At 67.5% G+C, this 24,835-nt stretch carries 18 protein-coding genes and 1 pseudogene; 6 read left to right on the plus strand and 13 right to left on the minus strand.

What is annotated here, in order from left to right; all coding sequences use genetic code 11:
- Positions 1 to 102: 102 nt before the first annotated feature.
- The 3 genes from IPK85_10170 to IPK85_10180 all read left to right on the plus strand — a co-directional run bounded on the left by IPK85_10170 (position 103) and on the right by IPK85_10180 (position 3,399).
- On the plus strand, positions 103 to 954 hold the full coding sequence (locus tag IPK85_10170) for an aminotransferase class IV (GenBank protein ID MBK8247747.1): 852 nt from the start codon (positions 103 to 105) through the stop codon (positions 952 to 954).
- On the plus strand, positions 954 to 2,060 hold the full coding sequence (locus IPK85_10175) for an asparaginase (protein ID MBK8247748.1): 1,107 nt from the start codon (positions 954 to 956) through the stop codon (positions 2,058 to 2,060). Before IPK85_10170 ends, IPK85_10175 begins: the two co-directional genes overlap by 1 nt.
- Positions 2,061 to 2,139: 79 nt before the next feature.
- Positions 2,140 to 3,399: a M20/M25/M40 family metallo-hydrolase gene (locus IPK85_10180; protein MBK8247749.1), complete on the plus strand. Its 1,260-nt coding sequence runs from the start codon at positions 2,140 to 2,142 to the stop codon at positions 3,397 to 3,399.
- Positions 3,400 to 3,492: 93 nt separating this feature from the next.
- Here the strand turns inward: IPK85_10180 and IPK85_10185 are convergent, their stop codons facing one another.
- The 4 genes from IPK85_10185 to IPK85_10200 all read right to left on the minus strand — a co-directional run bounded on the left by IPK85_10185 (position 3,493) and on the right by IPK85_10200 (position 9,692).
- Complete coding sequence (locus IPK85_10185; GenBank protein MBK8247750.1) at positions 3,493 to 5,046, minus strand: response regulator; 1,554 nt, start codon at positions 5,044 to 5,046, stop codon at positions 3,493 to 3,495.
- A gap of 191 nt (positions 5,047 to 5,237) precedes the next feature.
- Entirely contained in the window at positions 5,238 to 5,861 is a 624-nt protein-coding gene (locus tag IPK85_10190) for a hypothetical protein (protein MBK8247751.1), read from the minus strand.
- Positions 5,862 to 5,868: 7 nt separating this feature from the next.
- Entirely contained in the window at positions 5,869 to 6,843 is a 975-nt protein-coding gene (locus tag IPK85_10195; protein ID MBK8247752.1) for a hypothetical protein, read from the minus strand.
- A 5-nt stretch (positions 6,844 to 6,848) separates the two neighbouring features.
- Positions 6,849 to 9,692: a DEAD/DEAH box helicase gene (locus IPK85_10200; protein ID MBK8247753.1), complete on the minus strand. Its 2,844-nt coding sequence runs from the start codon at positions 9,690 to 9,692 to the stop codon at positions 6,849 to 6,851.
- Between the two features lie 145 nt (positions 9,693 to 9,837).
- On the opposite strand from IPK85_10200, the gene IPK85_10205 reads away from it, so the two are divergent.
- Both IPK85_10205 and IPK85_10210 read left to right on the plus strand, forming a co-directional pair.
- Complete coding sequence (locus tag IPK85_10205; GenBank protein ID MBK8247754.1) at positions 9,838 to 11,445, plus strand: amidohydrolase family protein; 1,608 nt, start codon at positions 9,838 to 9,840, stop codon at positions 11,443 to 11,445.
- 90 nt (positions 11,446 to 11,535) lie between these two features.
- Positions 11,536 to 13,989: an ABC transporter permease gene (locus tag IPK85_10210; protein MBK8247755.1), complete on the plus strand. Its 2,454-nt coding sequence runs from the start codon at positions 11,536 to 11,538 to the stop codon at positions 13,987 to 13,989.
- On the opposite strand, the gene IPK85_10215 is transcribed toward IPK85_10210, so the two are convergent.
- From IPK85_10215 to IPK85_10245, 7 genes and pseudogenes are all read right to left on the minus strand, one after another.
- A complete protein-coding gene (locus IPK85_10215; GenBank protein MBK8247756.1) occupies positions 13,990 to 15,318 on the minus strand; it encodes a hypothetical protein in 1,329 nt (442 codons plus the stop codon).
- A 9-nt stretch (positions 15,319 to 15,327) separates the two neighbouring features.
- Entirely contained in the window at positions 15,328 to 15,579 is a 252-nt protein-coding gene (locus IPK85_10220) for a GlsB/YeaQ/YmgE family stress response membrane protein (protein MBK8247757.1), read from the minus strand.
- Between the two features lie 59 nt (positions 15,580 to 15,638).
- Positions 15,639 to 16,208 carry a DUF4126 domain-containing protein gene (locus IPK85_10225; GenBank protein ID MBK8247758.1) on the minus strand — a complete coding sequence of 190 codons (570 nt, stop codon included), beginning with the start codon at positions 16,206 to 16,208 and terminating at the stop codon, positions 15,639 to 15,641.
- 987 nt (positions 16,209 to 17,195) lie between these two features.
- Positions 17,196 to 17,390, minus strand: a pseudogene (locus tag IPK85_10230) (DNA methyltransferase).
- A gap of 429 nt (positions 17,391 to 17,819) precedes the next feature.
- Positions 17,820 to 18,128, minus strand: a complete 309-nt coding sequence (locus IPK85_10235; protein MBK8247759.1) for a hypothetical protein — start codon at positions 18,126 to 18,128, stop codon at positions 17,820 to 17,822.
- A gap of 137 nt (positions 18,129 to 18,265) precedes the next feature.
- Positions 18,266 to 20,179 carry a pyrroloquinoline quinone-dependent dehydrogenase gene (locus IPK85_10240; protein MBK8247760.1) on the minus strand — a complete coding sequence of 638 codons (1,914 nt, stop codon included), beginning with the start codon at positions 20,177 to 20,179 and terminating at the stop codon, positions 18,266 to 18,268.
- A 157-nt stretch (positions 20,180 to 20,336) separates the two neighbouring features.
- Positions 20,337 to 21,548: an amidohydrolase family protein gene (locus IPK85_10245; GenBank protein MBK8247761.1), complete on the minus strand. Its 1,212-nt coding sequence runs from the start codon at positions 21,546 to 21,548 to the stop codon at positions 20,337 to 20,339.
- A gap of 101 nt (positions 21,549 to 21,649) precedes the next feature.
- On the opposite strand from IPK85_10245, the gene IPK85_10250 reads away from it, so the two are divergent.
- A complete protein-coding gene (locus IPK85_10250) occupies positions 21,650 to 22,177 on the plus strand; it encodes a GNAT family N-acetyltransferase (GenBank protein MBK8247762.1) in 528 nt (175 codons plus the stop codon).
- 15 nt (positions 22,178 to 22,192) lie between these two features.
- Here the strand turns inward: IPK85_10250 and IPK85_10255 are convergent, their stop codons facing one another.
- Together IPK85_10255 and IPK85_10260 are read right to left on the minus strand one after the other, a co-directional pair.
- Positions 22,193 to 22,642, minus strand: coding sequence for a DUF1801 domain-containing protein (locus tag IPK85_10255; protein ID MBK8247763.1), 450 nt, complete (start codon positions 22,640 to 22,642; stop codon positions 22,193 to 22,195).
- A gap of 94 nt (positions 22,643 to 22,736) precedes the next feature.
- On the minus strand, positions 22,737 to 24,731 hold the full coding sequence (locus tag IPK85_10260; GenBank protein ID MBK8247764.1) for a S9 family peptidase: 1,995 nt from the start codon (positions 24,729 to 24,731) through the stop codon (positions 22,737 to 22,739).
- Positions 24,732 to 24,835: the final 104 nt, after the last annotated feature.

The raw sequence follows: 24,835 nt of genomic DNA on the forward strand, positions 1-24,835 counted from the left end.
AGCGTCGTCGGCCCAACCCCCAGCGGGCGGTCATCGCCGGGCAAATGGCATCCGGCGGAGCCGGGCGCTAGCATTCGCGGATCGCCCCGGACCACCGTCGACATGTCCATCATCTACCTGAACGGCCAGTTCCTCCCCCGCGCCAACGCCACGCTCGCCATTGACGACCGCGGATTCATCTTTGGCGACGGTGTCTATGAAGTGACACGCGTGGTCAAGGGCGCCCTGTTCGAGTCGGGGCGCCACCTCCGGCGCCTCGCCCGTGGGCTGGCAGACCTGCGACTGCAGCCCGAGGAGAGCCTCGCCGACATCGAGGCGATCTCGATGCGCCTGATCGCCGAGAACGGGCTCACGGACGGCGAAGGGACCGTGTACCTGCAGGTCACGCGCGGGGCGGCACCGCGCACGCACCACTTTCCGCCGGCGGGGACCCGCTGCACGGTGTACATGTCGGCCCAGAAGTTCGTGGTGCCGCACGACAAGCGGGCGACCGGCGTGTCCTGCGTGACCTACCCCGACATCCGCTGGTCGCGCTGCGACATCAAGACGGTCAACCTGATTCCCGCCGTCCTGGCGAAGCAACATGCCGTGGACAACGGCGTCTTCGAAGCGATCTTCGTTCGCGATGGCGCGATCACGGAAGGCTCCCACACCAACTGTTTTGGCGTGATCGACGGGGAGCTGCGCACCTATCCGGCGTCGAACTACATCCTCGGCGGGGTCACGCGCGACGTGACGATCGACCTGGCACACGAGTTGGGGATCCCGTTCGAGGCCCGTCCGTTCCACGTGCAGGACTTGCCCCGTCTGGAGGAGTTCTTCGTGACCGGGACGACAACCGACGTGATGCCGGTCGTGCAACTTGATGGAAAGCCCGTGGGTAACGGACGCCCCGGGGCGATCACTATGCGCCTGTACGAAGCCATGGCGCGTCGCCTCTACGGGAGCGCCTGATGCGATGGACGCGGAGCGCCGCGGACGGGCGTCGGCCGAGAAGATCGGTGTTCGTCGGCGCCCTCCTGTCGCTGCCCCTGTTGGGGGCCGGGGGGAGGGAATTGGCGGCGCAGGCAGCGGCCGTGCCGCGGGTGCATGTCATCGCCACGGGCGGGACCATCTCGAACCTCGGCACCGGGCGCCGTACCGGCGACGAATTGGTCACCGCGATCCCGGCACTCGCGCAACATGCGCGCGTGACCGTTGAGCAGTTCGCCAACGTGGCGTCGGGATCGATCACCGAGGCGATGTGGCGAGGGATGGCGAAGCGCATGGCGGACCTCCAGGCCGGGCCCGATGCGCCGGCAGGGTTTGTCGTCACCCATGGGACGGACACCATGGAGGAGACGGCGTATTTCTTCTCGCTGACGGTCGGCGGATGCACGCCGGTGATCGTGACAGGGGCCATGCGCCAGGCGAACGCGGTGGGTGCAGATGGACCGGCCAACCTGTTGAATGCCGTTCGTGTGGCGGCGTCGGCAGGGGCGCGCGGCAGGGGCGCGATGGTGCTCATGAACGACGAGATCTTCGCTGCGCGGGACGTGACCAAGTCCAACACGACCCGCCTGAACGCCTTTACCGCGCCGGACGCAGGGGTCCTCGGGCTGGCCGACCCCGACGTGATCGTCTGGCATCGCCCGGGCCCGGACAACGCGACAACGTGTCGACGGGCCACGTTTGATGTGGCGACGATCGGCGACTTCCCACGGGTGGACGTGGTCCTCGCCCACATCGGTGCCGATTCGGTCTTCATCGAGGCCGCAGTGGCTGCCGGCGCAAAGGGGTTGGTGGTGGGTGGAGTCGGCCGCGGGGGCAGCACACCGGCCCAGTCGCGGGCCTTGCAGCGCGCGCGCCAACGCGGCGTCGTCGTCGCCACATCCAACCGCACCGGCAGTGGTCGTGTAGGGTCAGCCCCCGCATCCCGCCTGGATTCCCTGCCGCCCGGGGCCGGCGCCGACATCGGCACCGCCGAGCTCAACCCACAGAAAGCGCGCATCCTGCTGATGTTGGCCCTCGCCGCGAAGTACCGTCCCGCCGATATCGCCCGCCTGTTCGAGCTGCGCTGACCCCCGTGCCCCCCGTGCCCCCCGTGCTGCGCGTGCTCCTCGTGCTTCCCGTGCCTCGCCCTTTTCGCCGACCTTCCGTATGCGCCTGACCGTCCTTGCCCTCGCGGCCTCTTCCCTCGCCGTCCCCGCCCAAACGCCCCAGCCGCCCACCGGCAATACCGCCGTCTCGGCCGCGCTCGAGTCCATCAAGCGCGAGAACGCCTGGACCCTCCAGCAGCAGGTCTCCATCTGCGAGATCCCCGCGCCTCCGTTCAAGGAACAGGTCCGCGGCCAGGAGGTCGTGCGACGCTTCAAGGAGCACGGGCTCCAGAATGTGCGCGTCGACGCGGAAGGGAATGTCATTGGCGAGCGTCCGGGCTCGGGAAATGGTCCCACCGTCGTCCTCTCCGGTCACCTCGATACCGTCTTCCCTGAAGGGACGGACGTGAAGGTCAAGCTCGAGGGCGGGCGATATCGCGGTCCCGGCATCGGAGACGACTGCCGCGGGCTGGCCACCATCCTCGCCGTGGCGCGGGCGATGAAAGACGCCAACGTCACCTACCCCGGCAAAGTGTTGTTTGTCGCGACCGTCGGTGAGGAAGGACCCGGCAACCTGCGAGGCGTCCGCCATTTCTTCAAGAACCCGCCCGAGAAGATCGACTTCTTCATCTCCGTGGACGGGACCGGCCTCGGCCTCACCACCGGCGCCGTCGGCAGCCATCGCTACCTGGTGCAGTTCCAGGGGCCGGGCGGCCATTCGTATGGTGCCTTCGGCATGCCCAATCCCATTCATGCCATGGGCCGCGCGATTGCCAAGGTCTCCGACTTCCAGGTCCCGCGGTCCCCGCGCACGACCTTCAACGTCGGGATCGTCACCGGCGGCACGTCGGTGAACACGATCTCCCCGCTCGGCGCCATGGAAGTCGACCTCCGCTCGGAGTCGCCGGAAGAACTTCTCGCCGTCGACACCAAACTGAAAAATGCTGTCCAGCAGGCTGTGGACGAGGAAAACGCGCGGGCGCCGGATCACCCCGGCAAGGTGACCGTGAAGTGGATCGACATGGGCATCCGGCCCGCCGTCCTGGTCAACAACGAGTCGTTCGTGGCCCGTGCCGCCCTCGCCGCTGGCAAGGCCCTCGGCTTTACCGCCGAGACCGGGGCATCCTCGACCGACGCGAACTACCCGATGAGCCTCGGGATCCCGAGCATCACGATCGACGGTGGCGGGATTGGGCGAGGCGCCCACTCCATCGCCGAGTCCTACGAGGATGGCCCCGAGGGCTGGAAGGGACCGCAGTGGGCCCTGCTGACCACGGTCACGCTCGCGGGACTTGGGCGCACGGCGGGCGTAGTGCCCTGAACAACATTCGGCGACGGCGGAGTCGAGTCCGCCGTCGCCCAGGTCGTCCGAAGGGGATGGCCGAAGCGCGTCCCCCCTCGGGTCGGTCGGACGTTATTCGCCGACCCGTTCCCCCATGACTTCGACGACCCGCGACACCAGGGCGCGAGGGGTGAACGGCTTCTGAAGGAAGGCGGCGCCGTCTTCCAGTGCCTCGTTCTGGCGAAGCGCGCCGGCCGTGTAGCCCGAGACGTGCAGGACGCGCAGTCCCGGGCGCTCCTGCCGCAAGCGTCGTGACAGCTCGCCGCCACCCATGCCCGGCATGATCACGTCGGTCACGAGCAAGTCGATCGGGCCAGCGTACCCACGCGAGAGGTCCAACGCCTCGTCACCGTCAGAGGCGACGAGTACCACGAAACCCGCGCGCTGCAGCACGCGCTTCATGAGCAGGCGCACCGTCGGCTCGTCCTCCGCCAGGAGCACAGTGCCACTCGACGGGGATGTGCGATCGCCGCGGGTTTCCACGACACCGGCAGATGCGGAGGCCGGGAAGTAGGCGCTCAGCCGTCGTCCCGTGGCCGGGGGGTGAAGTTGCACCGCGCCGCCCGACTGCCGGGCGAATCCACGCAGGGTGGCCAGGGCCATCCCCGACGCCGACTCGGCGAGGGCGATCCCAAAGAACGGCTCGAAGAGATGCGTGCCCACGCCGACGGCGAACGGTGGTCCGCTGTCTGTCATGGTGATCGCGACCCAGGTGCCCGCACCGAGTGTATCGGGCGTTCCCGCGCGCGGTTCGGGCACATGGACAAGCTCGACCGCCAGCTCGATGACCCCACGTGCGGGAATGGACTCGGCCGCATAGTTGACGAGTCCCACCAGGACCTGCTCCAGTTCGTCGCCGTCGACCGTCGCGATCGCCGCTTCGGGGAGCGTGATCTCGCGTACGTCGATTTCCTCGCGGACCGTGCGCCGGAAGGCGGCCAGCGCCCGTCGGACGACCAGGTTGAGGTCGATCGGTCGCGGGACGAGCACCTGTTGTTGACTGAGCGCGAGCAACTGGCGCGTCAGCTCCGCGCCGCGGCGCGCCGCGCGACGGATCTCCGCCGAGTCCTGCATCGCCGCATGTGCGGGCTCCAGCTGTTCTTCGAGCATGTCGACCGACGTCAGGATCGTCGTCAACAGGTTGTTGAAGTCGTGCGCGACGCCGCCGGCAAGTCGATTGAGCGCCGCGACCGTGTCGGCCTGCCGGATCTGGGCCTCGAGGGCCAGGCGCGCAGCAACATCGGTTTGGGTCCCAAACGACGCGACCAGGTGTCCGTCCCGGACGATGCCGGTCCCGTGGTTGAGGAAGCGGCGCACGTCGCCCTGGGCGTGACGCTCGACCGATTCCACGCCGTCGAGCCGGTAGCCGCTGCGCACGAAGTCACGGATCATGTCCGCGTTCTGGTCAGCGTCCACGAGCATATCGCGGATCGATGTCCCGGCGAACTCTGCCGCACGATGGTACCCGTACATCCGCGCGAGTCCGTCGCTGCAGCCGGTGAGCCGCCCGTGTTGCAGGATCCATGCGACCTGTGCTTCAAGGTCGAGGTCGGTAGGCACGGGCGGGTCAAACTCGAAATACCAGAGGCCGTCGGTGTCACTCGCGACCGAGCTGACCGGCGCCACGGAGAGGGGCGTTACGACGCGACGTTCGTCGGTTTGTGCCGGCGGATTCACGGAGAGGTGGTGACGGGCGTTCGGAAGGCGCGGAACGCGAGCAACCGCGAGGTGGGAATTTTGGCCCGGGGCGCTCCATCGCTCACCGGTCCAGAGGCGCGCTAATACTGCCAGTCCGAACGCGTTTGCGTAACCCCCCGCTAGGTCCACCGCCGGGGCTGCGGCGCCAGGTGCCGCCGCCAATCGCGCGCGCTGGGGGTGGGGTGTCGCGCTTTGAATGACTGGAAGCGCGTGAGGGCTCGCCGATATCGCCGTTCCGACATGTGGATGGCCGTGTGCGGCATGGCAATGAGCGCTCGCTCCACGGCCCACACACTGCGCGTTGCCAGTCGCCAGTCGCTCCGCACCAGCGTGTCCAGGTTGGCGACGCCATAACCGACGAGGCGTCCTTCGCCGTCGACGTAGGGGTCCATGTAACTGCGGACCAGTTCCGGGAGTGTGCGGAAGACTGGTTTTCTCCCGTGGAGTCCCTCGTCGCGCGACCGGGCCACGGTGCCCCACCGTCCTTCCCGTCGGTAGAGGAAGAGGACATGGTCCAGTCCGTCCTGCGACTCCAGGTCCAGCACGAGCGGCGGGTATCCGTGTTCAGCGAGGACGGCGCAGGCAAACAGCATGGCCTCCGCGCAATGCGCGCGCTCGTGCGCCACGACGCCACGAAAGGTGCGAAAGGTGGCTTCCCAGTTGTAGGGAAGGTCGCGCAGCCAACGCTGGACCGCCTGCGGTGTGCGGAGCTGGGCGACCAGGCGGCGCTCCCGCGCGGTCATCGGCGCACTATGAGGCAAGGTCGAGTCCCCACGAGGCGCGGAGAAACTGGGCCAGGGAGGCGATGAACGCCCCGGCGAAAGCCGCTCGCGTTCCGTCGCTGTCACGGACCCCGGTGAAGTATGCCTCGACCTGCACCGCGCAGGTGACGCCGCCGTTCCGGCATCCATGCCGATCGGTGATGTACCCGCCCGTGAAGTAATCGGCGCCCATCGGTCCCGGATCGCTGCGACTCGGGACGGCCGGGTATCCGGCGGTGGCGAGCAGCGTTCCGAGACTGCTCGGGCCGCGCAGGAGGGTCGATAGGAGTGGTGACCCCGGTGACCTGGCGATCTGGCGGATCGACGTGCGATCCGGCAGGCTCGCGTCACGGTCCATGACGCTGTCCGGGACGTCGAGGGTGGATCCGGGGAGCAGATACCCCAGCTCGATCCGTTGAATGGCGTGTCCGTGGCCATGCAGGTCGACGAGAAACCCACGCCCGTGGTCGGTCCCGACGCGTGCCTTGGCGAGATCGATGAACGCATGGAACTCCCGCCAGGCCGCGCCGGAGGCCCGGTTGCCGCACGAGGCCTCGAGGCTGTCGCGGTTCGCATCGAGTCGATCGCGATGCAGTCGGTTGATGACTACATGAGGATAGCGCCCAAAGCGATCGTGGTACGCGGACGCCAGGGCACGCACGGTCTCCTGGGTGTTGGTGTCGCGCACGTTGGTGCCGCACCCCCGGGTGGGGAGCGCCGTGGGCCGGTCGGCGCCCCCGTGCGGTGCGGTCAGGATCACGGGCGCGTTGCCCGCGATGTACTCGATGTAGTCATTGTCCCCAAAGTACGACTGGCCGGGCACATAGACCGGCGGCGGACCCGGGGGAGGCAGTGGGGGCGATGGCGTGGTCGCCTGACCGTCCGCGCAGCCCAGGAAGGTCGCGACAACACCGCACGCCGCACGTCGCGCCGTCGCGAGCAGCTGGAGGCACCGCGGCGGCATGCGGCTCAGGTCAGGAGCAATTCGAGGTCTTCCCGTGTCAGAGAAGACAGGGGCCCATCTTCCGCACGCAGGATCGCGTCGGCAAGGTCACGCTTGCGCTCCTGCAGCTGCAGCACCTTCTCCTCCACCGTGTCGCGCGCAATCAGCCGGGTCGCCATCACCGGGCGAGTTTGTCCAATGCGGTGTGCGCGATCAATCGCCTGTGCCTCCACCGCCGGGTTCCACCAGGGGTCGAGCAGGAACACGTAGTCCGCCGCCGTGAGGTTGAGCCCGAGCCCGCCGGCCTTGAGGGAGATGAGGAAGACGTGGCAGTCCGGGTCCTCCTGAAAGCGCGTCACGCGCGCTTCACGATCTCGCGTCTGCCCGTCGAGGTATTCATAGACGAGTCCGGCTCGATCAAAATGCTGGCGCACGATGGCGAGCAAGCTGGTGAACTGCGAGAAGACCAGCACCTTGTGCCCCTCTTCCACCACCTCCAGGACACTCTCTTCGAGGACATCGAGCTTGGCCGAGCCCGCGCCGGCGAAGCCGGGGTTCACCAACCCCGGATGGCAGGCCGTCTGGCGCAAGCGAAGGAGTGCCTCCAGGACGTGCACCTTCGCGCGTCCCATCCCTTCGGTCTCGATGCGTCCCAGCAGGGTGCTGCGGTAGTGGTCGCGCAGCTCATCGTAGCGTCGGCGGTCGTCCTCGCGAAGGTCCACAAACACCGTCTGCTCCACGCGCTGGGGCAATTCGGGGGCGACCTGGGCTTTCGTTCGGCGCAGGATGTACGGCCGCAGGGCTCGCGAGAGCAGGTCAAGGGCTTCCGGATCTGCGGTGCCGCCGGGCTCGGGCGCTGCGGCGCGCAAGGCGCCCACCAACCGGCCGGATGCACCCAACACCCCCGGGTTCAGGAACTCGAACAGGCTCCACAACTCGGCGAGGCGATTCTCGACGGGCGTGCCAGTCATCGCGAGGCGATGCCGCGCCTTGAGGACGCGCGCGGCCCGGGCGCTCGCCGTGGACGCATTCTTGATCGCTTGCGCTTCATCGAGGATCACGTAGTCAAACGGCACCCGCGCCAGGAAGGCCGCATCGCGACGCAGGATCCCATAGGTGGTCAGGACCACGTTCGCATTGGCCATGGCCCGCGGGTCCCGCGACCGGCCCGCACCAACGTGCGCAAGCACCTGGAGCTCCGGCGTGAACCGGGCGGCTTCCTGCTGCCAGTTGAACACGAGGGAGTTCGGTACCACAACGAGCGAGGGACCGCCACCCGCCGTGCGGCGATCCTCGAGGAGTGCCAGCGCCTGGATGGTCTTGCCGAGCCCCATGTCGTCCGCGAGGCATCCACCAAAGCCCAACTGCTGAAGGAAGGACAACCAGCCGAGCCCCTCCCGCTGGTACGGGCGCAGCTCGCCGCGAAATCCCGGGGGGGCATCCTGCGGCTCGACGGTGCGAAAATGTTCCAACGCTTCCCGGACACGGGCGAACTGCGCGTCCACATCCACGCGCGGCACGTTCGCCAGCAAGGCGTCCAACACTCCGGCCTGGGCACTCCGATACCGGACGCGACCATCGGCCACGGCCCCGGTCGCCGTGAGGAAGGAGAGACGGCGCATCCACTCGTCAGGCACCAGGCCGACGGAGCCATCGGCGAGGGTGACGAAGCGGTCCCCGGTCCGGGCGGCCTTCAGCAGTTCCGGCCAGGCGACCGAGGTGCCATCGAATGACGCATTGCCGTGGACATCGAACCAATCGATGCCGCTCGCCACCCGGAGGTCGATCTCGAGTTCGGTGTGCAGCAGGGCGCCATCCATCTCGACGAGGAACCCTTGCCCACGGAGCGCCGTGGCGATGTCCGCCGCCTTGCGATCTGGCAGGCGAAGGGCGGCTTCCTCCTGCTCCCGAAGGCCGGCGGCGAGGGCCGCCTCGCGTGCCGCTGCTTCGGCCTCACGCGAGCGCTGCAGTAGCTGGTTGGTCGCCCGGTCGAAGACCGATGCCCGCGGATCCGCGGCGTCGACCGTTTCTCCGGCGTAGTCAAAGGCCAACGTGGCCTCCAGCCGCTCGGTCCCGGCATCCTCGTCGCGAATGCGTCGCACCCGCACGCGAGGTGTGGGCAGGGCGGCGACGGGCGACAAGGTGTGCCCGTCAGGGAGGGTCAAGAGTGGAAGGCGGGGCAGCGTATGGAGTTCACCCAGCACGCCGAGGAGGGCGTTGGGGGAGACCATGTAGCGAGCGCGAGTCCCGAACGCGAGCAGCACCGGAAAGCGGCCGTCATCGACATACCGATGGAGCGTGTCATCCACCAGGAACAGGCCGCCCCGAACCAACGCCGACGCCGTGGACACGGGGACGCGCTCCGTGTCGCGGACAAAGAACGCTTCGACGGCAAAGCGCTCGCGGTCCCGGTCCGGTGTGACAACCACCTCGATTTCCCAGGGCGCGGCATCGTCCCACCGAATGGCGTGATAGGGTCCGTCGCTGGTGAAGTGCACCCGTCCGCGTCCCGAGGCGAGCATGTGCCGCAGCGTGGTCCCGAAGCGTTCAGGCGGGACGATCACCTGCCCCGGAGCTGCCGGGGCATCGCGCGCGACGTTGGGAAGGACCTGGGCGAACTCCCGTTCGAGGGCATCCGGGGCGCCGGAGTGACGCACGACGCCGCCGACGGGCTCCGGCGGACCCCAGGCGCCGTGGGCATCCTGGTGTTCGACGCCCAGGACGATCACGACGCCGTCCGAACGGGTAGCGGTCGCGTCCAGGTCGATCAGATATGCGGCCCGCCGACCTGCGCCCACGCCGGGCACCTCCCGCGCGCTGGGGATGGCGCGCGGAAGGGGATCGGTCAGGGAGGAATGCGTTCGCGACACGGGAATCCGCAAACTAGCCACCCGGGGTCCGCTGAAGGAGGCCACCGCGGCATCATCGGCCTTCGGAGATTGCGGGAGCGTGCGCGTGGTCGCTCTTTTCGGTCATGGTGGGCCACGCACGGCCCGCCAGTGACCACACACTCGCATGCGATCCATCATTCTTCTGGCCACCCTCGCCGCGACGGCCGTCGCCCAGCGTCCCGCGACCCCTGCCACCCTCACCACGCGCAACTTCGGTGACCTCGCGGGAGGCCCGTACGCCTCGCTCGTGATCACCAATGTCATGGTCATTCCGGGTCACGGGGGACCTCCTGCCGGTCCGTACGACGTCATGATCGAGGGGAACACGATTTCGCAGATGATCCCACGCGATCCCGTGTCCGCGCAGCGTCGGCAGATCACGCGCACGAGTGGTGATCGGGTGATCGATGGCACCGGCAAGTATCTCATGCCGGGGATGGTGGATCTGCACACGCACTTGCGCACCCTGCCGCAGGAGCTGGAGTACGTCTACTACCTCAAGCTGGCGATGGGGGTGACCACGATGGTCAACGCCGCCGACCGTGGCCTTCCCGAGGCCATGAGCGAGGCGAAGAAGAGCGCGGCGAACGAGATCATCGCGCCACGCATGTTTCCGCTGAGCGGGTATGGATCGGGGACGACCGGATTCTCTCGCGCCGACCTCGACAACCCGGCGAAGGCGCCGGAGGTAGTGCGCGCCATGGCCAACGCCGGACTGCGGGTCATCTCCATGGACCCGTTAGGCTGGGCCCTGGAGCTGGTGACGGCGATCGCGAAGGCGGCGAAGGAGAACGGGATGATCACCTCGTTCCACCTGCAGCCGTCCAATACCGCGGTGACGAACGCGGTGCGGGCGGCGTGCGCAGGGATCACGATGATCGAGCACCACTACGGGTATGCCGAGTCGGCGCTGGACAACAAGACGCAGGCCTTTCCACCGGGCTATTCGTATGGAAACGAGAACGACCGCTTCCGCGAGGCGGGCAAGGTCTGGACGTACACCAATAAGGAGCGGTTGCTGACCGAGGTGGCCGATTCGCTGGTGAAGTGTGGGGTCACGATGCTGCCGACCCGGGTGGTCTACGAGGCCAATCGCGACTTCCTGCGGGCGAGCTCCCTCCCCTGGCATGAGAAGTACACGCACCAGTCGCTGTGGGGGTGGAACCTGCCGAACCCGGCCTGGCATGGCGCGTTCCACTACGACTGGACGAGCGATGACGAGTACAACTGGACGACCGCATTCCGCTTGTGGGGCGACCTGATCTACGAGTTCAACAAGCGCAACGGGCGCGTGGCGTTCGGGACGGACGACAACTACATCTGGGCAACGCCTGGCTTCTCGTCGGTCCGCGAGCTGCAGTTGCTGCGGGAAACGGGCATGCACGGCCTGGAGGTGATCAAGGCCGCCACGTTGAACTCGGCGCAAACGCTCGGCGAGAAGGACCTGGGCCTCGTGCGCCCCGGCTACAAGGCCGACCTGCTGCTCGTGGACGGCAACCCGGCCATGAACCTCAAGTATCTCTACTCCTTTGGGGATCTCGCCCTGGACAAGGACGGGAAGATGTTCCGGACCCAGGGCATCGTGCACACGATCAAGGACGGCGTCGTGATGAACAACGCCCGCCTGATGGAAGAGGTGGAAAAGATGGTGGCCAAGTCGAAGGAGAAAGGGCCGAAGGCCGACCCCGTGCGCGCGCCGTTCCTGCCAAAGTCCGCCGTCATCCCCGAGTAGTTGGGTACCGTGCGCCCCGGCGAAGGCCGGGGCGCCGTGTCGTCACGACGCGTTGTCCTCCACCGCCGGCCGCGAGACGGCACACGACTCATGTTACCGACCATTCACGCCGCGTGGCGGGGCCTGCTCGGTCGTTCGCGCCTCTTTACCGTGAGTGTCGTCGCCACTCTGGGAGTCGGGATCGCGCTGACGTCAGCCACCGGGGTGATCGCGCGCGCCATCGCGTTTGGCGGGCTCCCCGTACCCGGCGCCAGCGAGGTGGTTGTCCTGTGGGGCTCGGATCGCGCCAAATCGTTCACGCACTTGCCGCTGCGTCCCGTCGACATCGGCCCACTCGCCACGGCCATGAAGGGCGTGGCGACGGTGGTGGCCGGCGACTACAACGGGGCGTACGACTGGACCTTCACTCCGCCATCGGGCAGTGCCACGCCCATCCGGATGCGCGGTACGTTGACCGGTGGCACCTTCTTCCAGGTCCTCGGCGTGCGCGCGCTCCTCGGCCGAACGCTTCGTGCGGATGACGACGTGGTGGGGGCGTCGCGCGTGATCGTCCTGAGTGAGCGGGCGTGGCGGACGTCGTTTGGCGGCGACAGCGGGGTGATCGGCCGCGCCCTGTATGAACCACGATTCGGCGCCTCCTACACGGTGGTTGGTGTTGTCCCCACGGGACTCGACTATCCCCGCGGGGTGGACTTCTGGTCGGCGTTTGCTCCCACGGCGGCCGTCAACGGATCGTTGGCGCAGTCGCCGTGGAGCATCGATGTCGTCGCGAGGTTGGCGACCGGTGCGACTCCCGAACAGGCGCGCCAGGTCGTTGAGGCGTATTACAGCGCGCTGGCGCGACAGGGGCAGGAGGTGTACGACGGGGCCCACGCGACGGTGCGCACGCTCCCCGACCTGGTCAGCGGTGACGTGCAGCCGATCTTTGGCGCGTTTGCCGGGGCCGCGCTCCTGGTCCTGCTGGTCACCTGCGGCAACGTGATCTCGCTGTTCCTGGTGCGGGCCTCGTTGCAACAGCGCGAGTTGGCCGTCCGGACCGCGCTGGGTGCCGGGCGTCGTCGGTTGGCGCGGCACCTGCTCGGCGAGGTCGGCGTTCTTGCCGCCCTGGGTGGCCTGCTCGGCGTGGTCGGGTCGGTCGCTGTGCTTCGGTTGTTTGTGGCGCTGGCACCGACCACGATTCCTCGCCTGGACCAGGTGACCCCGGATGTCACGCTGCTGGCGGCCGTCCTGGTGACCTGCGGCGTGGTGGTGGCGCTGGTCGGGCTGGCGCCAGTGCTCGTCGTGGCCCGGACCGATCCCTCGACGGTCCTCGGCAATGCCCGCGAGGGGGTTGGCACGCACGCGGCGCATGTCCGCGTCCGACGCCTGGTCGTCAGCGCGCAGGTCGCCATGGCCCTCGTGGTCCTGCTCGGTGCGATGCACGGGGTCGGTAGCCTGTCACGCCAACGCGCGTTGGATCTCGGGCTGTCGCAGCCCGACGCCTTGGCCTTTGCCGAACTCACCTTTCCTCATGCGGGAGAGGTCCCGCGCAATCAGGAAGGGGCCGCCTTGGAGAAGTACCGCAGCACGATGGAGTCGATCCTGGAACGTGTGAAGGCCGCGCCCGGCGTCACCGGTGTCGCGCCGATCACGGCCACCCCGTTTGCCGGGCCGGCCGGATGGGATGGCCGCCTGACGCCGGTCGATGCCGCGCCCGAGGACACCACGCGGCGGGCGTACCTCAACATGGAGGTCACCAACGCGGACTACCTGGCCGTGGCCGGGCTGCCGCTCCGCGGCGGACGATGGATCGAGGCAGGCGACCGCGAGTCGGTGCCGCGCGTGGTGGTCTTGAGCGAGGGCGGGGCGCGGCTGCTCTTTCCCGGTCGCGACGCGGTGGGTCAACGCGTCGCCCTCTGGGCGGGGCTCACGGCGACGGTGGTCGGCGTCGTGGGCGACACGAGGTTCCGCGAGTTTCTCGTGCCGCGGCCGACAGTCTACTTCCCCTTTCGACAGTTTGACAACGCCACCCTGTTCCTCGCCGTGCGTACCGCGATGGAGCCAGCGCTAGCGGCCGGCGTCGTGCGTCAGGCGGTGGCCGAGGTCAATCCGGGGATCCTCGTGCACGATGCCGGGACGATGACGCGGTTCATGGACCGGGCGCTCGCGCGCCCGCGCCTGCTCGCCGCGGTGCTTTCGGCGTACGGAGTCGTGATCATCCTCTTGGCGATCACCGGCCTGTATGCCGTGATGGCCGGAGGTGTCGTCGCCCGCCGCCGGGAGTTTGGTGTGCGCGCCGCCCTCGGCGCGACACCCCGGCGGCTGCACGCCATGGTCCTGAAGGAAGGACTGGGGGTGGTGTTGCCGGGCGTGGTGGCCGGCCTGTTTATCTCGACGAGTCTCGCGCGGTGGGCGGCGTCGTTGTTTCATGGAGTCGACGTGACCGGGATGGTCACGCCCGTCGCCGCCGCGGGGTGTCTCCTCGGCGTGTGTGTGCTGGCCACCAGCATTCCCGCCTGGCGGGCGGCGCGCGCCGATCCGGCCCGCGAACTGCGCGCCGACTGATCAGCGTCGGCGCGCGGTCAGCAGCACGCTGATGTCATCATTGCGCGGATTGAGGAAATCCAGGCGGGTCCGACCGTCGTCCGTGCGGCTCACGGTCGCCGGCACGGAGCAGTTGGTCAGTGCCCACCCCTGCGGGAGCACCATCGCGTTGGCGGGCCGCCCAAACGCGCGATCCCACACGAGTTCTCCATCCTGCAACCGGTATCGCGCGGGGTCGGTGTAGGTCTCGCTGATGCGGAGACGGACGGACTCGCCGGCCGTCGGTGCCTTGAAGTCAATCACCACCACCTCGGACTCGGCGGTGACGGGAGCGCCGATGTCGACCCCGCCGGTGGTGATGGCGGCACCACGAAGTGTGCGCACGGAGGCTGGCTCGCCCGTGTCGAGGATGTAGGCGGACGGATTCGACACGCGACTGCCGCCACGCACGACGTTAAGGTAGCGACCGATGCCTGGTCGTGACTCGGTGTAGTCGTGATAGAGGTCGAAGGCGCTGGTTTCGGGCGGCTGGAGGAAGTAGACGATCTCGCGATCCTGCCGCGCGCGTTCGCTCATCCGTGGGTCGCGGCGCGGGTCCAGTTGGGCTGGGGCGAGGGCCGTCGGCGCCGTTGCAGCGGAAACGCTACTGATCGCAATGGAAGGATTGCGGTCGCTGGCGCGTTCGACGCTACGTTGTGAATTGGGGGGGGCCCCCACGCCCCCCGTGCGTCGCGCCTTCACGACATACGGCACTTCCGCCGGGCCAATGTTGATGAACGAGAGCTGCAGCCGACCGTCCGCCTCCTGTCGCACCTGCGACGGGTAGTTCACCGATACCAGCTCGTAGCCCACGGGGAGGACCACCGAGTTCTTCTTGATCCCGAGCCCGCGCGTGAACACCAGCGTATCACCGCCCGCGACATAGCTGCGCGCGTCTTCGTACGTCTTGTCGATCAGCAGCCGCGCTTCTCCGTCCTTCGGGACAGGCCGGGCGAGGTCGACCGCGATGTACTCGCCCGTCGAGTCGGCGCCGCGCACTCCGCCGGCCGCTGCGATGCGCCCATTCACCACGCGCCACGGAAGGGCCTTGCCCGTCATGCGGTCATAGACCGCTTCCTCCGTGGCAATGCTCCCGCGACGGATGGGGTTGAAGTACTGCCTCGCGCCCGGCGTCGTCGCCGTTACCTCATAGATGATCCTGAACTTTGCCGTTCCCGGGGCGAGGAGTTCGTATCTCGTGTAGTGATCCGCGTCGGTCTGTCGCGATCCCTGGGCGAACGCCGGGGCCGAAAACACAAACCCCGTGACCGCCAGAAGGGGGAGCCACGGGGAGCGCTGCTGCTGGGACATGGGACCTCGCTAGGTGACCTCGTTCCGCTTGCCGAGGAACCACAGAATCAGCATCGCGCCGAGCACGGAGGCAATGAGGCCTGCGCCTTGACCGGCGCCATACCAGCCCGTCAGTCGGCCCAACAGCCCGGCGAGAAAGCCGCCGCCGAGGCCGAGAAACATCGTGTTGAGCCAGGTCATGTCCTTTCCACCCGGGTAGAAGATCCGGGCGATGACCCCTGCAAAGAGGCCGGCGACGCAGGCATAGAGGAGACCGATCATTGGGGGGCCACTCCTGGCTTGGGGTACGTCCCAGACGGTCTGGGACAGAATCACTTCACTCAGCTTCTGGACCGCATGCGACCCGTCAGCCGTCCAACCCATCGATACGCTCCGTACACGCTCCCGACCACGAGGGCGGCGGCGAGCAACGGCACGAGGATGGCCATTCCTACGAGGCCAACCGCACCCACGGTTTCAACAGTGGCAAGGACCGGGTTGGCGAGCCCCCCAGTGGTGGCGGTCGACTTGACCCGCGCGCCCACGGTCAGCGCCTGAACCAGCCCCGCGGCGCCACCCCCACCAATGATGGCCACCCCCCAACGCACCAGGGGCGGAAGGTCGACCATCACCGCGGCACTCGCGACCATGCCGGCTCCGACCGCTGTAGGCGTCGCGATGACGTCCAAGGCGTGGTCTAACCAAGGCACGTAGTAGGCGGCGATTTCCGCCGCCGTCGCGGTCCCGAACGCAAACAATGCCGGAGGTTCGGCGAGCCATTGGAATGAGTCGTGCAGCTCGATGGCGCCGAAGTGCGCCGCGAGCCCGGCGCCGAAGACCGGCACGAAGACGCGGAGGCCGGCGGCAGTGGCCAGAGCAATCCCGAGCGCGACCGAGAGCAAGGCTTCCATGCCGGAAATATGGAGTGCGTCCGTCTCGACGGAGTTTTTCCGGATCCGCGCAGACTGAACGGCTCCTCGCGCCGGCCTCGCGCCGCCTGCCGCGTGCTCGTCCGGGAGTTCGAGACACATTCTCGTGGCTGCGACCGTCTCGGCGGCGGCTACGACCCTTTCTTCGGCGGCTGTGACCGACGCTTCTCCAGGCCATGCAAGCCTCCTCGCCACTCTGACAGAGTTGGGGCGGGGCCGGTCACGTTCACCTCCCGCTCATGAGGAGCCGCTCGCTCTTCTGACAGAGGTGCGGTGGGTGCGGATGCGCTGATCGCCGGCTTGCGCGAACGGGCTTGGCGTCTTGACGCAGTTGAGCCGGGGCCTGACACGTGTACCTCCCTTTCACTCGGACCCGCCCGGCGCCTTGGCGGAGCTGAGCCGCGGCCTGACGGATTTGCCTCCGCATCAGGCGGAGTCACCCGGCGCCCTCACGGAGTTGTGCCTGGGCGTCGCATGGCGATCGCCGTCTTGCGCGGAGTCACCCGGCTCTCGCGCGACCTTGCAGGAAGGCCAAACACACTGTCCGTGGATCGACACGTCGCAATCCGCGCCCGCGTGGAAGCGGAAGATATCGCGCACGTCCTGTCGCGACGCGTGTGCGGGTTGACGACCGCCCGTCGTGTCGTCTCCTCGGCACGAAACACCGATTCTCCAACAGGCTCGGTTGTGACCGCGGCGCGTTTAGTCGTCGCCCGCGGCCGCAACGTCTCTCCGCTGACAGTGCCACAGGCGACGCGTGCTCGTCGCAAACCCGTATGCGGACGAATCAGAATTCTTCGGGCGAATCGAGTGGCGATGCCCATCGCTCTCGTCAAAACGGGCGCCGGCGGAGTAATATCGCGGGCCGTTCACGATCTGACGCAGTGCGCCGTGGTCGGTTCGGCCCCACGAATCCGGTTTTCCCCGATGCGGCGGCTCGTCGCGCCTGCTCGACCGCCGCCCGCGCCCTCAGCCCACGGTAATCGGCGTCAACGACATGGTGTCATTGCCGAAGATGTCGATCACCTTCACGGCGATCACGTACCTGCCGGGCTTCTCGTACTCGTGCCGCGCGCTCGTCATCTCCAGCGCACGGTCCTTCCGGGTGCGGAAGCTCTGCCACTCATTCTCGAAGATGTAGCTCCCGGTCCAGTGGTCCTCAAACGCCACAAACTCCGCCGGGTCCACGAGGCCGGGCGTCGCCTCGGTACCAAAGTTGACCGGGCGCTGGATGATCTCCTTCGATGGCGTGGATGACCGGATTGTGGTGGGACGGTCAACGCCCTTCTGCCAACGTACCTCGAACTTGCGCTTGGCCTCCCGGATAGCTGCTTCGAGGGCCACCGTCCTCTCGGACTTGCCACGCCTCGCAAAGACGATGCGGTCCTCGTCGGCCAGATGCAAACGGTCCTTGAATAGGCCGGACACGAGCTCGTCGTACACCGCATCCGGGCTGCGCTTCGTTCCAGTCCGAAAGAGGTGCTCTCGGTGTTTCTCTGCGAGGCGTGCTTTCCGTCGGAAGGCGACGAAAACCTTGCACTCCAGTGCAGCCAGGAGTCGGAAGACCTCCCGTCGAACCTCTGGTAAGTCGTCCTATGCGTGAAATGCCAGTGCGGTCTTCCGGGCCTTCTCCTGCATCGACGGTACGCCGCGAAAATACGGATCGGCAAGGAGACGCACACGCAGCTCGGTGAGTTGCGCCTCAACCTCAGACGGAGCCGAGAGCTCTACCGCTCCGACCAGGAAGGTGTGCGACACCCCCTCATGGCCGACAATGGTGCGTCCCCTCGCGTCGAAGAGCGTGAGGTCGCCTGCTTCGTCGACAAAGAACCAAGCTTCGGTTGGCGACACGGCGGTATCCGGGAACTGCCTTCCTCGCAGGTCCTCCCGAGGGGGCAGCACCACCTCAACTACGAGTGCGGACCATATCGTTGCGGTATTCATCGGTGGCAACGAGCTCCGTGCTACCGATGCAGTGCCCTTTGCAAGTGTCGCGAGAGTGACTGCCAGGCCCGAGGCCCGGTGTCGTCGATTCGGGCCTACGGTAGCGCGAACGCCCGCAGTCGCGTCTCTGCCCCCGCCCCGGTCGCCACCAGCACGAACTGCTTACCAGCCTTCGTCCGGTAGGTCATCGGGTTCGCATACGCCTGCCGTCCGAGGTCGTGCTCCCACAGCACCGCACCATTCCGGGTGTCGATCGCATAGAGCACGCTCCCGCCCCCGCTGATGAAGATCACCCCTCCGCGTGTCACGACTCCACCGGGCGCGCCCGACACGCCGAGGTACTTTGGCAGGGCCACCCCCTTCAACGCCGGATGGTTGCGCACCGCGGGGTTGTCGCCTAACGGGACCTGCCACTTGTGGCGCCCCGTGGCCATGTCGATCGCGGTCAGCGTGCCGTAGGGCGGCTTGATCACCGGGATCGTTGGCCCGTCACCGAGTCGGACGCCGATCGACGAGTTGCCGAGGTCGGCCGCGTACTCCATGTCGTTCGTGTCCGACGGCGCCGGGCGCTTGAGGATCCGCCACACCGAGGGCGAGTTGGTCGCCTTCACGAACAACGTGCTCGTCTCGGGGTCGTACATCGCGCCACCCCAACCCGCTCCGCCGATTGATCCTGGCAAGGTCGCCGTCCCCTGCAGCGAGGGTGGCGTGAACAGCGGGCCCAACTTCACCTTGCGCAACTCGGCCAACGCAGCCGCATGAATCGCGGGGGTAAAGTCCGCCGCGTCCGCCTCGCTGATCCCGACGCGTGAGATAGGTGCCGGGCGTGTGGGGAAGGGCTGGGTCGGCCACGCCTGCTCACCCGGGACGTCGCTCGTCGGGACGGCGCGTTCCTCGATCGGCCAGATCGGCTTGCCCGTCAGGCGATCAAAGACAAACACAAACCCCTGCTTGGTCGGCACCGCCACCGCATCCACCCGGCGCGCTCCCTGCCGGATGGTGATCACGTTAGGCGGGGCGGGCAGGTCATAGTCCCACAGGCCGTGATGGATGGTCTGAAAGTGCCAGACCCGCTTGCCCGTGCGAATGTCGAGGCAGACAATCGCTTCGCCAAAGAGGTTGGCCCCGGGCCGGCGCCCACCATACCAGTCATTGCTCGGCGTACCAAAGGGCAGGTACGCGAGTCCGCGCGCGCTGTCGACGGTGAACGGCGCCCACACGTTGGTATGCCCGGTGTGCTTCCACGAGTCGGCCAGCCAGGTTTCATGCCCGACTTCACCGGGGCCCGGCACCGGGTTGAACGCCCACACCCGGCGTCCCGTGCGCACGTCAATGGCCTGCACGTCGCCCGGTGGGTCCCCACGATACATCAATCGATCCCCCACGCCGTTGCCGAGCAGCACCAGGTCGCCCCACACCACCGGCGGTGACGTATTCGTGTAGTGGATCCGGTTGACCGGACGCGACAGCCCCACGGTGAGGTCGATCACGCCGCCGTCGCCAAAGGACGCGATCGGCTTGCCCGTCGCCGCATCCAAGGCAAACAATCGCCAGCGCGCGTTGATGAAGATCCGGCGCTCCTTCCCGTCGGTCCACATCGCCACCCCACGATGCACCAGCCCGGTCCCATTGGACGGCTGTCCCGCGCGATACGCCTGCGGATCAAAGCGCCACAACTCGCGACCGGTGTTGGCATCCAGCGCCACCACCTGGTTGAGTGGGGTTGGCAGGTACACCGTGTCGTTCACCATCAGGGGCGTGGCCTGAAAATTCCCCGGGCGCGCCGGCCGACCACTATCCGCCGGCGGATTGGCTGGGTCGCCCGTGTCCCACTGCCACGCCGGGGCGAGGCGACGAACGTTCGAGCGATTGATGTCCGCCAGCCGCGAGTACTTCATCCCGCCGGGGTCGCCACCATACACAGGCCACTCGATGAGGGACTGTGCATGCACCGACCTGCCCGCAGCGGTGAGGAGGAGAGCGGGGAGCACGAACAGGCGACGGCGCATGGGCGGCAAGGCTAAAAGGCGAAGCACGGGCAGCACGAGAGCAGGGCAGCACGAGGGCGAGGTGTCCAAGGGAGGCGCGGCCCTACACGTGCCCCTCGTGCCGCCCGTGCTCCCCGTACCGCTCGTGCTTCGTTGTGGCAGTTGATCTTCCACCTCATCAGGGCTCATTCCGATACACCACTCCATCCTTCATCACAAACCGCACCCTCATCAACGCCGTAATGTCACCCCGCACGTCGCCCGGCACCGCGATCAGGTCCGCCAGCATTCCGGGCTTCACCGTCCCAAGGGAATCGGCCAGTCGCATGGACTCGGCGGCGAGCGATTGCGCCGAGACCAGCGCGTCGGCCACGGACTGCCCGCCCCGCTGCACCCGACACACCAACTCCTCCGCATTGCGTCCGTGGGCACCCGCCACCGCGTCGGTCCCGAACACCATCTTGAGCCCCTTCGTGCGCACGGCGTTGCGAATCGTCCCGATCCGCGCGGCTTCGCTGCCGCGCATGGCCGCGAACCCTTCCTCGTTGTAGTTGCCGATCCCCTCGAACTTCGCGCGGTTCTGCAGGTAGTTGTCGATCACCAGCGAACACTGCGGGTCCAGATAAACGCCATTGGCTGCCGCGAGGTCGAGCGCGGCCTGGTCCGAGAGCATTCCATGTTCGATCTGGTCGCACTTCGCGCGCGACACGAGATTCATCGCCTCGGCGGAGTGCGCATGCACCAGGACGCGCAGGCCAGTCCGCCGTCCCTCGTCGCAAGCGGCTTGCACCTGCTCCAGGGACATGGTCGCGGCACCGCCGTCCCGGATGCTCTTCGAGGCGAACACCTTGATCAGGTCGGCACCGCGCGCCTTGAAGGCGCGCACCCGCTCACGAATCTGCTCCGGCGTTCCGGCGGTCTCCGAAAACGAGCCTAACGACGTCAGCACCCGAGGTCCCGGGATCCAGCCGCGGTGGATCGCGTCCCGGAGCTCCTGGTCCTCGGGCGAGCCCGGGCTCTGGATGGTCGTCACCCCGGCCCGCAGGGTCGTCCACGCGTTGCCGGCGATCGCCAACATCGACTCGGTGGGGGTGTCGCCGTCGTTCCGCTGGTGCAATCGCCCCTGTTTGTTGAAGTACCAGGCCAGGTGCGAGTGCGTGTCCATCAGCCCGGGCATCAGGGTGGCGTCGCCGAGGTTGATGCGCGTGCCGCGGAACCCGGCGGGGAGTGCGCCCACGCTGCGAATGCGCCGACCTTCCACGACCACGGTCGCATTGGGCACAAAGCGGCCAGCGCCGTCAAAGACGCGCGCGGCCGTGATGGCGATGGACTGCGCAGTGACCAGAGCGGGGAGTCCCGCCAGGGTCGCGAGAAGGATCAAGGGTCGCATGACGCGTGGGTTCGGCCCCGCGAATGTACCGAGCGCTCCGGACGGGGGAAGGGCACGTGCGGTGAATTGCGCCACGGGTCCGCGCACGGAAGATTGCGGCCATGATGGAACTCGTGCTCCCGCGACTCGTGCTTCGCAGTTGGCGCCCCGACGATGCGCCCCTGATGGCGCCGCTCGCCGACAACTACCAGATCTGGCGGTTTGTGCGCGACCGCTTCCCGCATCCATATACCTTGGCGGATGCCGAAGCCTACATCGCAGAAGCAAGTGCCGCCACGCCAGAGTGCTGGTTTGCGATCACGCTCGACGATCGGCCCATCGGTTCCATCGGGTTGATCCCGAAGACGGATATCAACCGAATCTGCGCGGAGTTCGGGTACTGGCTGGGCGAACCCTTCTGGGGGCACGGGTATGCGAGCGAGGCCGCGCGTGGCTTTGCCGACTGGGCATTCGCGAATCGCGACTTCCGCCGACTCGAGGGGATTGTGTTCACGCACCATCCGGCCAGCGCGCGCGTGCTGGAAAAGGCGGGGTTCACTCTGGAGAGCATCCAGCGCCAGGCCGCGATCAAGGAAGGGGTAATCCGGGACGAATGGGTGTACGTGCGTCTCCGCGCCCCGGGCGGGTAACGCGCGCGCCGCGGGCTAGCGCCGCTTCGCAGTCTTCGTCGGCGCCTGACGCGACGTGACCCTGGTGTTCATGGCGTAGCTCTCCGCCACCAGGGTCGACAGGACCGCGAGATCGACATCGACTAGTGAGGGTACGTGGAGACAGCTGCCGCTCACCTTGTGCCTCCCGAGTTTCTTCAGGAGCGCCGCGTGGACACTTAGCCCACCCATCAGGTAGACCGTCAGCGACGCCTTGCGAGGTGAGAAGCCGACCGGGAACCAATCCACCGTGCGACCCTTGCTCCCGGCGTACGTCATGTGGCCGTACCCGACGATGGCGTCACCCCACATCGCGGGGGCAACCCCGGTGGCCTTGCGCATCAACGCTGCCAACGCCTTCGCGTCCTTCCGCTGCGCATCGTCAGCGATTGCGCTCAGAAAGGCGGCGACGGAGGCCTTCGTCTTCTGTGTCTTGAGTTCAGCCATGGGGCATCGACTAGGGAGGTCGCCTCATGTTACGCCAGGAACGGTGGGGCGCAACCATGAGGGGGATCGGTCCCGGGTGGCGCGTCGCGCGCCCCTACTGCACCTGGAACCAACGCTCATACCAACGCATCGATCGCTCCAGCACGTCGACCAGGTGTTTCGTCTCACGCAACCCGTGTCCCTCTCGCGGATATCGTACCATCACCGCCTCGGTTCCCACGTCCCGCAGCGCGATATAGAACTGCTCGGCTTCCGCGATGGGGACGTCATTGTCGTTCTCGCCGTGCACGAGCATCGTCGGCGTCTTTACCCGGTCCACGTACCGCAACGGTGAGCGCGCCCACAGGGTGTCCATCAACCCCTTCTGGTGCGGAAAGGCCCCGAACTCCACGGCGAGGTAGTCATGGTAGTACGCCGTGTAGTTGAACGAGACCAGGTTCGAGATCGAGGCTCGGGGAATGGCCGCCTTGAAGCGTGTGGTGCGCGTCACCAGCCAGTTGGCGAGTTGGCCCCCGTAACTCCCGCCTTCCACGCCAAGCCGCGCCGCGTCGATCCACGGATATCGCACCAGCGCGCTGTCGATCGCCACGAGGATATCCTCGGCTTCCGCTCCATTCTGGTCGCCGAAGATGGCATCCGCATGTGCCTGTCCGTATCCGGTCGAGCCGCGATAGTTCACCATCAACACGCCGTACCCGCGGGACGCGTACACCTGCGCACTTGCGTTGAACGCCGGCCCCTGCTGCCCGTGTGGCCCGCCGTGGATCAGCGCAATCAGGGGCGCCTTCGCCCCGGCGCGTTGCTCCACCGGCAGGGTGACGAACGACTGGACCTCCCGCCCGCCCACCGAGCGGACCGTGAAGGAGTCCACGCGCCCCAGCCGTCGCGATCCGAGGACGTCAGCGTTGAGCTGGGTCAGCCGTCGTGGCCCGCCCGTGCGAGCGCGGACGTACAGCTCCGCGGGATGCGCAGGGCTGGTGTAGGCATACGCCACCACCCCGTCGCCGCCGACGGACCATGCGCCGACGGTGCCCCACTCGGCGAGCACCCGCGCTGCCTGTCCGTCCGCGGGGTCCTGACGGTACAGATGCACATTGCCGTGGTCCTGCATCGTGAAGTACAACGACCGTCCGTCCGCGGACCACTGGGGCGCACCCTGGCGATTGTCCAGGCGCACGACTTCGCGCCGGTTGCTGCCATCGGCGTCCATCACCCAGACGTGCGTGTCCTCCATCGTCGTTTCGGACGAGGTGAGATCGCGCCTGGTCCCGAGATAGGCGACCGTGCGCCCGTCTGGGGACCAGGTCGGGTTGTACTCGGCGCTCTTCGTGGCGGTCAGTCGGCGCACGACGCCGTCGCCGACGCGGACCGCGAAGATGTCGTAATTGAAGAAGCGATCCGGGTCTGGCTCGCGGTTGGAGACGAACAGGATCTCATCGCCACGCGGTGACCAATCGAGCGAGTGTTCATAGTACACCCCGTCGGTCAGTTGGCGGACCCGTCCCGTGGCCACGTCCGCGACGAAGATGTGGAGGCGCCGATTGTCGTTGAAGCGCGTCAACCCCTCGCCTGCCGACGGCTTGTAGAGGTAGCGCGTGATCACCATCGGGTCCCCGTTGGCGTCTGCCTCGGGACCGGGGGTCGCCGAGACAAAGGCGACCTGCCGCCCGTCCGGCGACCAGGTCATTCGTTCGCCAGAGGTTGGCAGCGGGTGGTTTGTCCCGAGCACATCCGCGACAAATCGGGCGTCCGATCCATCGGCACGTGCGACGATCAGTCCAAACCGCTCGCCGTCACGACCAAAGTAGGCAACCCGGTCACCCTGCGGTGACCACCGCGCCCCCGAGACCCCTTCTCCCGCGGGACCGAAGGGCCGCGAGCGACCTGTCGCGATATCGAGGACCCGCACCTCGGAGGTCGGCCGGCCCGGCCCGTCGGAGTGCGTAACGCTGTAGACCACCTGCCGACCGTCGGGCGAAAGCTGCACGTCGCCGACCGCCTGGAGCCGGTGCAAGTCAGCCGGTTGCAGTCCTCCCTGGGCTGACGCGACGACTGGGACAAGGAGGGCGAACGCTGAACGAAGGATCATTGATACGATGGCTGGGGCCCCCGACTATGCGCCCCGGCATCACGCACGTCCAGATCATCGCTCGCACGGGTCGCCGTGACCAACCACGTCACCGGCGACCCTGA

This window comes from Gemmatimonadota bacterium (genome assembly GCA_016712265.1).
GTDB lineage: Bacteria > Gemmatimonadota > Gemmatimonadetes > Gemmatimonadales > Gemmatimonadaceae > RBC101.